Raw genomic sequence first — 13,228 nt, 5'->3', positions numbered from 1 at the left:
GGCGTCGGCGTCCGGCCTTCCTTAACCCGGACACGGCGCTTTTTGATGTGGAAGGTGATATCGATGAATGAAGTTCCAGCCACGTCCCTGGCCTGGGTCAATGGCAGCGATGCCCCGGAAAAAAGCGCGATCAATCTTGGCTTCATGGCCCTGAGCGACTGCGCCCCGGTGGTGGTGGCCGCCACCCAAGGCTTCGCCCAACCCTACGGCCTGACCTTGAACCTCAAGCGCCAGGCGTCCTGGGCCAACCTGCGGGACAAGCTGGTCAGTGGCGAAATCGACGCAGCCCACAGCCTGTACGGCCTGATTTATGCCGTGCACCTGGGCATCGGCGGCGTCGCGCCCACCGACATGGCCGTGCTGATGGGGCTGAACCAGAACGGCCAGAGCATCAACCTGTCCCACGGCCTCCAGGCCCAAGGCGTGACCAGTCCTGAGGCACTGGAACAGCACGTGCACCAAACTCGCCCGAAACTGACGTTCGCCCAGACGTTCCCCACCGGCACCCACGCCATGTGGCTCTACTACTGGCTCGCGGCCCAGGGCATTCATCCTTTATCGGACGTCGACAGCGTCGTGGTGCCACCGCCGCAAATGGTCGCGCACTTGCAAGCTGGTCGTATCGACGGTTTTTGCGTGGGCGAACCCTGGTGCGCCAGCGCGGTGAAGCAGAACCTTGGTTTTACCCTGGCGACCACCCAGACGATCTGGCCCGATCACCCGGAGAAAGTCCTCGGCTGCACCCGCGCTTTCGTCGAGCAATACCCCAATACCGCCCGGGCATTGGTCATGGCGATCCTTGAAGCCAGCCGTTTCATCGAGCAAAGCGTCGAGAACCGTCGCAGTACCGCGCAATTGCTCAGCGCGCCCGAATACCTCGATGCGCCGCTGGATTGCATCGAGCCGCGCCTGCTGGGCATCTACGCCGACGGCCTGGGCAACAGCTGGCAGGATCCCCATGCCATGCGCTTCCACGGAGGCGGCGAGGTGAACCTGCCATACTTGTCCGATGGCATGTGGTTCATGACACAGTTCCGCCGCTGGGGCCTGCTGCGCGAAGACCCGGACTACCTGGCCGTCGCGCGCCAGGTCCAGCAACTCGAGCTGTACCGTGAAGCCGCTGCGACACTGGGCATGACGCCCCCAGGCCAGGACATGCGCAGCAGCCAACTGATCGACGGCACCACCTGGGACGGCACGGACCCGGCCGGGTACGCCCGCAGCTTCAAACTGCACGCCTTGAGCGATGCGGCTCCCCTTCTCGCCAGCCGCTGACAGGAGCCACGATTATGCTGCGTATCCTGCTGATCAACGACACCGCGAAAAAAGTCGGCCGCCTTAGAGCGGCCTTGATTGAGGCCGGCTTCGAAGTGATCGACGAATCCGGCCTGACCATCGACCTGCCAGCGCGCGTCGAAACGGTGCGTCCGGACGTGATCCTGATCGATACCGAGTCACCCGGACGCGATGTGATGGAGCAAGTAGTGCTTGTCAGTCGCGACCAGCCGCGACCGATCGTCATGTTTACCGACGAGCACGATCCGGATGTGATGCGTCAGGCCATCAAGTCGGGTGTGAGTGCCTACATCGTCGAAGGCATCCACGCCGCGCGCCTGCAACCGATCCTTGATGTCGCCATGGCGCGCTTCGAAAGCGACCAGGCCCTGCGCGCCCAACTGCTGGCCCGCGACCAGCAACTGGCTGAACGCAAGCGCATCGAACTGGCCAAGGGCATGCTGATGAAGATGAAAGAGTGCAACGAGGAACAGGCCTACACGCTGATGCGCCGCCAGGCCATGAGCCGCCAGCAGAAGCTGATCCAGGTGGCGGAGCAGATCATTGCGATGAATGAATTGCTTGGCTGAAAGCCTTGTAGTGCCTGGCCTGCCCCATTCGCGAGCAGGCTCGCTTGTATGGTAGGACTTGAAGGGAGGAGGAGGGACAAGGCTCGATTCTGACTGTTCGCGCAGTACAGACCGTGGGAGATTTCACCCCTCCTCCTTTCACCCAAGCGCCGATAAAGAATGCATCTGGCCTAGACCGACGATAGGAACAAGCCTGCGCCTCTGGGTGAACCCTTCAAGTGTTCAAACCTTAGCGCGGAGGATTTTCAATGGCAATGCCGGTTTCTGTCGCAAAGCCGATCGTGGGGGTTGATGTCGCCAAAGATGAGTTGGTGATTTATCACGCAGAAACAGATCGACTGGAAGCGATCCCCAACACCAAAGCTGCGATCCAGAAGTGGCTCAAGGAATTGCCTGCGCCAGTGGATGTCGCCATCGAGGCCACCAATATCTATCACCAGGACTTCGCCGACCTGGCTTATGCGCAGGGCTGTGTGATCTACATGATCGGCGGCTACGAACTCAGCCATTACCGCAAAGGTGTGAAAGTTCGCGCCAAAACCGATGCGCTGGATGCTCGGTTGTTGGCTCGCTACTTGAACAACGAAGGCCACCAGTTGCACCCGTGGACCCCGCCATCGCCCCTGTATTGCCGGCTTATAAGCCTTTTCCGGCGCCGGGCAGCCTTGGTTCAGGCGCGTGTCAGCCTCAAGCAAAGTTGGTCGAACGAACCGTTGCTCAAAACGGCCTTTGAGAACCAGATAAAGGCCATGCAGCGACTGGAAATCTTGCTTGAGAAAACAATCCAGACGCAATTGGATGCAGCCGGTCTGGGCAGTCAGCTCAAGCGCTGCATGAAAGTCGAAGGAATCGGGCTGTTGAGCGGTGCGCGTTTACTTACGTCGTTTCAGCGTGGAGATTTCAGAAATGCCGATGCCTTCATCGCTTTTCTAGGGCTGGACCTGCGCATATCGGACTCGGGAAAAAAGAAGGGACGCCGCTGCCTGTCTAAGCGAGGTGACCCGGAGGCGCGCCGATTGATGCACAACGCCGCGATGTCGGCGAGCCGCACAGCGGCGTGGAAGGGTTTTTATGGGGCTCTGCGGGCTCGAGGGCTAAGCACAACCGAAGCATTAGTGGCACTGGCCCGCAAGCTTGCCCGAGTGGTATTCGCTCTGTTGAAGAACCAGAGCGAATACCTACCAAAAGGCATCTAAGGCTAGCCATGCACCATAGAATCTCCCACAATAGACCGCAGCTCCACTGTAGGAGCGAGCTTGCTCGCGATTGCAATCCCGCTTTCAACATCTCAATCGACTGACCCACCGTCATCGCGAGCAAGCTCGCTCCCACATTGATCTCAGGGTGAACGCAGCACTTTGCGAACGCCCCCGACCCACTGTGGGAGCGAGCCTGCTCGCGATAGCCATCCCCCTCCCTCGGGTTGGCACAGATCTCGCTTAAGCAACCCCACAGGTAACCAACGGCGGTTGCCCCACCTACGACAAAGACGTCGCACACCCTCTTGCCACTCAGGCAATCCGGGTTGCGGCGTTTTTTTGTTTTGGTCCCGCGGGACCGGTGGTGCGACCACAGGCGGCGCACTGCTCAAAGCACTGACTCATTTCTCGAGACTTTTACAGCTGAGGTGCGCGATGAATTCAAGCTTCTGGAAATCCGGCCACACCCCGACATTGTTCGCGGCCTTCCTCTATTTCGACCTGAGCTTCATGGTCTGGTACCTGCTTGGCCCGTTGGCGGTGCAGATCTCTGCCGACCTGCACCTGACCACGCAACAGCGCGGCCTGATGGTCGCCACCCCGATCCTCGCCGGTGCCGTACTGCGCCTGTTCATGGGCCTGCTGGCCGACCGGATTTCGCCGAAGACCGCCGGCATGGTCGGTCAGGTGATCGTCATTGGTGCGCTGTTCTGCGCCTGGAAACTGGGCATCCACAGCTACGAGCAAGCGCTGCTGCTAGGCCTGTTCCTCGGTGTGGCCGGCGCTTCGTTCGCCGTGGCCCTGCCGCTGGCCTCCCAGTGGTATCCGCCGCAGCACCAAGGCAAGGCCATGGGCATCGCCGGGGCCGGCAACTCGGGCACCGTACTCGCAGCATTGATCGCACCGGTCATGGCCGTGGCCTTCGGCTGGACCAACGTGTTCGGCTTCGCGCTGATCCCGCTGGTGCTGACCCTTGTCCTCTTCGCCTGGCTGGCCAAGAACGCCCCCGAGCGCCCCAAGGCCAAATCCATGGCCGACTACCTCAAGGCCCTGGGCGACCGGGACAGCTGGTGGTTCATGTTTTTCTATAGCGTGACCTTCGGCGGCTTCATCGGCCTGGCCAGCGCCCTGCCCGGCTACTTCAACGACCAATATGGCCTGAGCCCGGTCACGGCCGGCTACTACACCGCCGCCTGCGTCTTTGGTGGCAGCCTCATGCGCCCATTGGGCGGCGCCCTGGCGGACCGTTTCGGCGGCATCCGCACCTTGCTCGGCATGTACACCGTCGCGGCCGTCTGCATCGCCGCGGTGGGGTTCAACCTGCCAAGTTCCTACGCGGCATTGGCTTTGTTCGTCTGCACCATGCTTGGCCTGGGTGCGGGCAACGGCGCGGTGTTCCAACTGGTGCCACAACGTTTCCGTCGGGAAATCGGCGTGATGACCGGGCTGATCGGCATGGCCGGCGGCATCGGCGGCTTCGCCCTCGCGGCGGGCATGGGCGCGATCAAGCAGAGCACCGGCAGCTACCAGTTGGCGTTGTGGTTGTTCGCGAGCCTTGGTGTCCTGGCCTGGTTCGGCCTGCACGGCGTCAAGCGTCGCTGGAGAACTACTTGGGGTTCGGCCGCCGTCACCGCTGCTCGGGTCTGACCGCCCATCATGAGCCTGCAATTGAGTTTTGCCGAAGCCAGTGCCATCGGCCCACGGGAGGAGAACCAGGACGCCCTGCGCCTGGTGACCCCTGCCCCGGCCTTGGCCGCCAGCAAGGGTTACCTGTTCGCCATCGCCGACGGTGTGAGCCAATGCGCCGATGGCGGGTTGGCGGCGCGCTCTACTTTGCAGGCACTGGCGCTGGACTACTACGCCACGCCGCAAACCTGGGGCGTGGCCCAGGCACTGGACCGGCTGCTGTCGGCGCAGAACCGCTGGCTGCAGGCCAACGGTGGCGGGCAGCCGCTGCTCACCACCGTCAGTGCCCTGGTGCTGCGGGGCCGGCGCTTCACCCTCGCCCATGTCGGCGATTGCCGGGTCTACCGCTGGCACGCCGACAACCTGCAACGGGTCAGCGAAGACCATGTCTGGGAACAACAGGGCATGCAGCATGTGCTCAAGCGCGCCCTGGGGTTGGATCAGCACCTGATCCTCGATTTCCTGGACGGGGAGCTACGCGAAGACGAAACCTTCGTGCTGCTCAGCGACGGTGTCTGGGCGGTACTCGGGGACACGGCCATCGCCGGCATCCTGCGCGACCAGCCGGACCTCAATCTCGCCGCGCAGACGCTGGTCAACGCCGCGCATCTGGCCGGTAGCCAGGACAACGCCAGCGCGCTGCTGGTGCGGGTCGATGCGGTGGGCGAAGCGAGCATCGGCGACGCGTTGATCCAATTGCAGCAGTGGCCCCTGCCACCTGCGCTGAAGTCGGGCCAAGTGTTCGAGGGCTGGCAGATCGAAGGCGCGCTCGGCCAGAGCCAGCAGTCGTTGCTCTACCGGGTACGCGATGGCCAGGGCCAACCCTGGCTGCTGAAAACCTTGCCCGGGCAGTTACGGGACGACACCCGGGCCGGCCAGGCGCTGCTATCGGAAGAATGGTTTCTCAAGCGGGTCGCGGGCAGGCAATTTCCGGAGGTGCATGGCGTGCCTCAGCGCCAGCATCTGTACTACGTGATGCGCGAATACCCGGGCGCGACCCTGGCCGAGCTGTTCAACCAGGGCGGTCCGCTGTCGCTGGCCCAATGGCAAGACCTGGCGCAGCGGTTGGTGCGAGCGGTGGGTCTGCTGCATCGAAGGCAGATCTACCACCGCGACATCAAGCCGGAAAACCTGCACTTGGGAGACGATGGCGAATTGCGCCTGCTGGATTTTGGCCTCGCGTACTGCCCCGGCCTGTCCGAGGACCAGGCCAACGTGCTGCCCGGAACGCCCAGCTACATTGCCCCGGAAGCCTTCGGCGGCAACGCCCCTACGGCGCAACAGGATTTGTATGCGGTCGGCGTGACCTTGTATTTCCTGTTGACGGGGCACTATCCCTACGGCGAAATCGAAGCCTTCCAGCGCCCGCGTTTTGGCGTGCCGATCAACGCCAGCCGCTATCGACCGGACCTTGCCGAATGGCTTGGACAAAGCCTGGAACGGGCCGTGGCGGCAGACCCCGCGCAGCGCTTTGAAACAGCCGAGGAATGGCTGTTGGTTCTGGAACAGGGCGAGCGGCGCAGCATGAGCGTAAGGCCCAGGCCTTTGCTCGAGAGAGAGCCGCTGAAAGTCTGGCGGACGTTGGCGCTGGTGTCGTTGGTGGTGAATGTGGTGCTGCTGTTCCTGGTGTTTAACAGCTGAAATCCGGTCGCCCCCCATCGCGAGCAAGCTCGCTCCCACACTGGATCCTCAGTGGAAACAAAACCTGTGGGAGCGAGCTTGCTCGGATGGCGGCCTGTCTACCACTACAAACTATCGGCCCCACGCTCCATTAGCGAGCAACACGCTTTGATTCGGTGCAATAAATTCCCCTCGGTTTCACCCGACCCGCCGATCACCCAACAAATCCGCGTTCCCGAAGCACTTGGCACAACCACTGCATAACCTCTCTCACCATACATAAAGCAACGCTTCCAACGATGAAGGCGGTGCTTCCCGAGAGAACGGGACCAGGACAAAGGCGTCCTCGCTAGCTGTGCTAGCGGGACGCCTTTTTTTGTTTTCGAAAAATTGTCGAGCCAGCCTGACCGCCGTGATGAAACAGGCCTGAGCTTGCGGAGAACCCTGATGAAAAAACTCAAACTGGTAATGATCGGCAACGGCATGGCCGGGGTTCGAACCCTCGAGGAACTGCTCAAGTTGAGCAATGAGCTCTACGACATCACTGTGTTCGGCGCCGAGCCCCACGCCAACTACAACCGCATCCTGCTCTCACCCGTGCTCGCCGGGGAACAGACGTTTGAAGAAATCGTGCTCAACGACCTGAACTGGTATCAGGAAAACAACATCAAGCTGTTGCTCAACCGCAAGGTAGTAGAGATCGACCGGGTCAAGCGCCGGGTCATCGCCGAAGACGGCAGCGAAGCCGAATACGACCGCTTGCTCATCGCCACCGGTTCCACGCCGTTCATCCTGCCGATCCCCGGCAACACCCTCAATGGCGTGATCGGCTACCGCGACATCGCCGACACCCAGGCGATGATCGACACCGCCAAGACCCATAAACACGCTGTGGTGATCGGTGGCGGCCTGCTGGGACTGGAAGCCGCCAACGGCCTGAAGCTGCGCGGCATGGACGTGACCGTCGTGCACATCGGCGAATGGCTGCTGGAACGGCAATTGGACAAGACCAGCGGCCAACTGCTGCAAACCGCCCTGGAAAGCCGTGGCCTGAAATTCCGTCTCAGCGAACAGACCCAGGCCCTGCATGACGCCGGCAATGGCCGTGTCGGCTCGGTACAGTTCAAGAACGGCGACGTCATTCCCGCCGACCTGGTGGTAATGGCCGCTGGCATCCGTCCCAACACCGAGCTGGCGGAAAAATGCGGCATCCCGTGCAACCGCGGGATCCTGGTCAACGACACGATGCAGACCTACGACCCACGCGTTTACGCCATCGGCGAATGCGCCAGCCACCGTGGCACCGCCTATGGCCTGGTGGCGCCGTTGTTCGAACAGGCAAAAGTCTGCGCCAACCACCTCGCGCAACTGGGTTTCGCCACTTACAAAGGGTCAGTCACGTCGACCAAGCTGAAAGTCACCGGCATCGACCTGTTCTCCGCCGGCGACTTCATGGGCGGCGAAGGCACCGAGACCATCACCCTTTCCGACCCGATCGGCGGCGTCTACAAAAAACTGGTGATTAAGGATGACGTGCTGGTCGGCGCCTGTCTGTACGGCGATACGGCGGATGGCGGCTGGTATTTCCGCCAGATCCGTGAGAATCACGCCATCAGCGAGATCCGCGATCACCTCATGTTCGGCGAAAACGCACTTGGCGATGTAGGCCATCAGGGCCAGGACAAAGCCATGGGCATGGCCGACACTGCCGAAGTCTGCGGCTGCAACGGCGTGTGCAAGGGCACCATCGTCAAGGCGATCCAGGAACACGGGCTGTTCAGCGTCGATGACGTGAAGAAACACACCAAGGCCGCCAGTTCCTGCGGCTCCTGCGCCGGCCTGGTGGAGCAGATCCTGATCAACACCGTGGGCGGCGCGGCGGACGTCAAGCCCAAAAGCGAGAAAGCCATCTGCGGCTGCAGCGACCTCAACCACGGCCAGATTCGCCAGGCGATCCGCGACCAGCACCTGCTGACCATCGCCGGAACCATGAGCTACCTGAACTGGCGCACCCCGAACGGCTGCGCCACCTGCCGACCTGCGCTGAACTATTACCTGATTTCCACCTGGCCCGGCGAAGCCCAGGACGATCCGCAGTCGCGCCTGATCAACGAACGCGCCCACGCCAATATCCAGAAAGACGGTACCTACTCCGTAGTGCCGCGGATGTGGGGCGGCGTGACCAACCCGTCCGAGCTGCGGCGTATTGCCGATGTCGCCGACAAGTACAACGTGCCCATGGTCAAGGTCACTGGCGGTCAGCGCATCGACTTGCTGGGCATCAAGAAGCAAGACCTGCCCGGCGTGTGGAAAGACCTCGACATGCCGTCCGGCCATGCCTACGGCAAATCCATCCGAACGGTGAAGACCTGCGTAGGCAGTGAGTTCTGCCGCTTCGGCACGCAGAACTCCACTCAGCTTGGCATCGAGCTCGAACATGACTTGTTCAATATGTGGTCGCCGCACAAAGTGAAGCTGGCTGTCTCCGGTTGCCCTCGCAACTGCTCGGAAGCAGGCATCAAGGACGTAGGCATTATCGGCGTCGATTCCGGCTGGGAGATGTACATCGGCGGCAACGGCGGGATCAAGACCGAGGTCGCCGAATTTTTCGTCAAGCTCAAGACCGCCGAAGAAGTACGCGAATACAACGGTGCTTTTCTTCAGCTGTACCGCGAGGAAGCCTTCTACCTCGAACGCACCGTGCACTACATGCAGCGGGTCGGCATGGAGCACATCAAGAAAGCGGTATTGGAAGACCCGGAGCGGCGCAAGGCCCTCAACGAACGTCTGAAGTTTTCCCTGTCCCTGGAACAGGACCCTTGGAAACAGCGGCTGGAACAGCCTCAACTGAAAAAAGAGTTCGAGGCCATCCCCGTGAAAAACCTGGAGGTGCCGGCATGAACTGGCTGGATATCTGCGCGTTGGACGAAATCAACGCCCTGGGCTCACGCATCATCCAGGGGCCGAAGGGCGATATCGCGATTTTTCGTACCAGCGACGATGAAGTTTTCGCACTCGACGACCGCTGCCCGCACAAGGGCGGCCCATTGTCCCAAGGCCTGATCTACGGCAAGCGCGTGGCCTGCCCGCTGCACAACTGGCAGATCGACCTGGAAACCGGCCTGGCCCAAGCCCCGGACGTGGGTTGCGCCCACCACCATGCGGCCCGGGTAGAGAACGGCCGGGTCATGCTGGCCCTGCGGGAAGCAAGCTCATGAGCCGCCAGACCACAGCCTCGACCTGCTGTTATTGCGGGGTCGGTTGCGGCGTGTTGATCGAGCATGACGGCGAGCGGATCCTCGGCGTCAGTGGCGATCCTGCCCATCCGGCCAACTTCGGCAAACTGTGCAGCAAGGGCTCGACGCTGCACCTGACCGGCGACCTCGCCGCCCGCGCGCTCTACCCCGAGCTGCGCCTGGGCAAAGGCCTGGCCCGGGCCCGCACCGACTGGGACAGTGCCCTGGATCACGCTGCCAGTATTTTCGCCGAGACCATCGCCGAGCACGGCCCCGACAGCGTGGCCTTCTACATCTCCGGTCAATTGCTCACCGAGGATTACTACGCCTTCAACAAACTCGCCCGGGCTCTGGTGGGCACCAACAATATCGACAGCAACTCGCGGCTGTGCATGTCCTCCGCCGTGGTGGGCTACAAGCGAAGCCTCGGCGCCGACGCCCCGCCTTGCAGCTACGAGGACCTGGAACTGAGCGACTGCGTGATGATCGTCGGCAGTAACATGGCCTACGCCCACCCGATCCTGTTTCGTCGCCTCGAAGAAGCCAAATCCCGCCGGCCAGAGATGAAAATCATCGTCATCGACCCCCGGCGCACCGACACCTGCGACCTGGCGGACCTGCACTTGGCGATCCTACCGGGCACCGACGTCGCATTGTTCCATGGGATTTTGCACCTGCTGTTGTGGGAAGACTGGATTGATCGCAGTTTCATCAAGGCACACACCGAAGGCCTCGCGGACCTGAAGAATCTGGTACGCGACTACACGCCCGCCATGGTCGCCCAGCGGTGCGGTATCAGTGTCGAGCAACTGCACCAATGCGCCGAATGGGTCGGCACCTCGCCCAGTTTCCTGTCGTTGTGGTGCATGGGCCTGAACCAGTCCACCGCCGGCAGCGCCAAAAACAGCGCACTGATCAACCTGCACCTGGCCACCGGACAGATCGGCCGTCCGGGCGCGGGCCCGTTTTCCTTGACCGGCCAGCCGAACGCCATGGGCGGCCGCGAAACGGGCAGTCTGTCCAACCTGCTGCCCGGCCATCGCGAAGTAGCCAACCCGGAACATCGCGCTGAAGTAGCCGATTACTGGGGCGTCGAACAATTGCCGGCAACCCCCGGCCTCAGCGCCATCGAGCTGTTCGAGCAAGTGCGCAACGGCAAGATCAAGGCTTTGTGGATCGCCTGCACCAACCCGGCCCAATCGATGCCTGACCAGGCCGCCATACGCGAAGCCCTGCAAGCCTGCCCATTCGTGGTATTGCAGGAGGCTTTCCGCACCACCGAGACCGCCACCTTCGCCGACCTGCTGCTGCCAGCGGCCAGTTGGGGTGAGAAAGAAGGCTCGGTCACCAACTCCGAGCGGCGCATTTCACACGTTCGCCGGGCAATAAACGCACCGGGTGAAGCACGTCCGGACTGGGCCATTACTGTGGATTTCGCACAACGCCTGGAAAAACGTCTGCGCCCTACCTCCTCAAGCCTGTTCGGCTTCGAAACACCGGCGCAACTGTTCGATGAATACAAGCAGCTGACCCGTGGTCGCGACCTGGACCTGTCCGGTATCAGCCACGCGCTGATCGATCAGCTTGGCCCCCAGCAATGGCCTTTCCGCGAAGGCGCTACGGTCGGCACCGCCCGTTTATACGTAGACGGCGTGTTTCCTACGGAAAGCGGCCGGGCTCGGTTTGTAGCCGACCCCTATCGCGCCGCCAAGGAATTGCGTGACGCGCGCTATCCGTTGACCCTGAACACCGGCCGCTTGCGTGACCAGTGGCACGGCATGAGCCGCACCGGCACCGCCGCGCAATTGTTTGGCCATGTCAACGAAGCGGTGCTCAGCCTGCATCCCGACGAGCTGCTTCGCCATCGCCTGCAAGCGGGCGACCTGGTCAGCCTCAAAAGCCGTCGCGGCAGCCTGATCGTGGCGGTGGACAGCGACGAAAGCGTGCGCCCCGGACAGGCATTCCTGCCCATGCACTGGGGCGACCGGTTTCTCAAGGGCGCGGTCAACGTCCTGACTCAACCGGCGTTCGACCCTTTGTCGAAGCAGCCGGAGCTCAAGCACAGCGGCGTGCGCCTGGAACCGGTGAACCTGCCATGGCAGCTTTTCGCCTTGGTCGAAGGCGATGTTCAACAGCATCTGGAGACTTTGCGTCCTCTGTGTGAGGCGTTTGCCTACGTCAGCCTTAGCCTTACCGGACGTGAACGTCCCGCATTGCTGATTCGCGCCGCCAGCGCTGCTGCGCCCGCACCGCAACTGCTCCAGGCGATCGACGAGCAACTCGGCCTTATCGACGGGCCCGTCTTGGCCTATGACGATCCGCGCCGCTCCATTGGCAAGCGGGTGCTGATCGAAAACGGCCGCATCACGGCCATTCGGCTGGCCGGAGAAACCCTGGCTCGCCATTGGCTGCAGAACCTGTGGCTCGAAGGTCGCGCCGACGAGCAACTGCGGCGCTGGCTGCTGGCCCCCTTGAGCGCGCCACCGGGCAACACCGGTGCCGCCATGGGCGGCGGGAAAACCCTGTGCAATTGCATGAATGTCAGCCAGCGCGCGGTTTGCGCGGGTATCGAGCGCGGCCTGGATCTGCAGGGCCTGAAAAAAGAACTGGGTTGCGGCACACAGTGCGGTTCCTGCGTACCGGAAATCAAACGCCTGCTGGTTGCCAACACGCAACCGCTGGCGGCTATCTCGTGAGGAAAACACTATGAACGCAAAAGTCTGGCTGGTAGGTGCGGGTCCTGGCGACCCTGAATTGCTGACCCTCAAAGCCGTGCGCGCCATGGGCGAAGCCGACGTCGTGTTGATCGATGACCTGGTCAACGAGGCAGTGCTGGAACATTGCCCGGGCGCGCGCATCATCGCCGTGGGCAAGCGCGGCGGTTGCCGCTCCACGCCACAAGCGTTCATTCATCGACTGATGCTGCGTTATGCCCGCCAAGGCAAATGCGTGGTACGCCTCAAGGGCGGCGACCCGTGCGTTTTCGGCCGGGGCGGCGAAGAAGCGCAGTGGCTGCGCGAACACGGGGTCGAGGTGGAACTGGTCAATGGCATCACGGCGGGTCTTGCCGGAGCCACCCAATGCGATATTCCACTGACCTTACGCGGCGTTGCCCGTGGCGTGACGCTGGTCACCGCCCATACCCAGGACGGCAGCAGCCTGAACTGGCAAGCCCTGGCCCAGGGCGGGACGACCCTTGTGGTGTATATGGGGGTGGCGAAACTGAGCGAGATCCGTGAGCAATTGCTGGCGGGCGGTATGGCGGCGAATACACCGGTCGCCATGATTGAAAACGCCTCCCTGCCCCACCAGCGCGACTGCCGCAGCGACCTGGCATCGATGGAAACCGACGCCAGCGCGTTTCAACTCAAGAGTCCGGCGATCCTGGTGATTGGTGCGGTGGCGGCTGCCGCTGAGCTTGCCACCTCCCCGCCTGCCTGGGCCCAGGTTTGCGCCCTCTAACAGACAAACCAAAACCTGTGTGAGCGAGCTTGCTCGCGATGGCGGTGGTTAAGTCGCACATACATGGACTGACACACTGCCATCGCGAGCAAGCTCGCTCCCACAGGTTCTGCACAAGCCGTCCCATTAAATCCCAGACAAAGAAAAACCCGGCCTAAGC

General features: G+C 62.2%; 9 protein-coding genes. All 9 read left to right on the top strand.

Translation table 11 applies throughout. The features are described from left to right. Nucleotides 1–63 precede the first annotated feature (63 nt). A complete protein-coding gene (locus tag J3P92_RS09170; protein WP_434650469.1) occupies nucleotides 64–1,275 on the top strand; it encodes a CmpA/NrtA family ABC transporter substrate-binding protein in 1,212 nt (403 codons plus the stop codon). Between the two features lie 14 nt (nucleotides 1,276–1,289). After that, entirely contained in the window at nucleotides 1,290–1,865 is a 576-nt protein-coding gene (locus J3P92_RS09165; protein ID WP_420764740.1) for an ANTAR domain-containing response regulator, read from the top strand. Nucleotides 1,866–2,113: 248 nt separating this feature from the next. Continuing rightward, nucleotides 2,114–3,061, top strand: coding sequence for an IS110 family transposase (locus J3P92_RS09160; protein WP_434649985.1), 948 nt, complete (start codon nucleotides 2,114–2,116; stop codon nucleotides 3,059–3,061). A gap of 438 nt (nucleotides 3,062–3,499) precedes the next feature. Then, complete coding sequence (locus J3P92_RS09155) at nucleotides 3,500–4,711, top strand: nitrate/nitrite transporter (RefSeq protein ID WP_025212688.1); 1,212 nt, start codon at nucleotides 3,500–3,502, stop codon at nucleotides 4,709–4,711. A gap of 9 nt (nucleotides 4,712–4,720) precedes the next feature. After that, nucleotides 4,721–6,391, top strand: a complete 1,671-nt coding sequence (locus J3P92_RS09150; RefSeq protein WP_434650467.1) for a protein kinase domain-containing protein — start codon at nucleotides 4,721–4,723, stop codon at nucleotides 6,389–6,391. A gap of 426 nt (nucleotides 6,392–6,817) precedes the next feature. Continuing rightward, nucleotides 6,818–9,271 carry a nitrite reductase large subunit NirB gene (gene nirB, locus J3P92_RS09145; RefSeq protein ID WP_434650465.1) on the top strand — a complete coding sequence of 818 codons (2,454 nt, stop codon included), beginning with the start codon at nucleotides 6,818–6,820 and terminating at the stop codon, nucleotides 9,269–9,271. Beyond that, entirely contained in the window at nucleotides 9,268–9,588 is a 321-nt protein-coding gene (gene nirD / locus J3P92_RS09140; RefSeq protein ID WP_420764744.1) for a nitrite reductase small subunit NirD, read from the top strand. Before nirB ends, nirD begins: the two co-directional genes overlap by 4 nt. After that, entirely contained in the window at nucleotides 9,585–12,302 is a 2,718-nt protein-coding gene (locus J3P92_RS09135; RefSeq protein WP_434650463.1) for a nitrate reductase, read from the top strand. Before nirD ends, J3P92_RS09135 begins: the two co-directional genes overlap by 4 nt. Nucleotides 12,303–12,312: 10 nt before the next feature. Further along, nucleotides 12,313–13,068 carry a uroporphyrinogen-III C-methyltransferase gene (gene cobA / locus J3P92_RS09130; RefSeq protein WP_420764746.1) on the top strand — a complete coding sequence of 252 codons (756 nt, stop codon included), beginning with the start codon at nucleotides 12,313–12,315 and terminating at the stop codon, nucleotides 13,066–13,068. Nucleotides 13,069–13,228 lie beyond the last annotated feature (160 nt).

This window comes from Pseudomonas sp. D3-27 (assembly GCF_051132165.1).
In the GTDB taxonomy this organism is placed as follows: Bacteria; Pseudomonadota; Gammaproteobacteria; order Pseudomonadales; family Pseudomonadaceae; genus Aquipseudomonas.
This window is presented reverse-complemented; position numbering and strand designations above follow the sequence as displayed.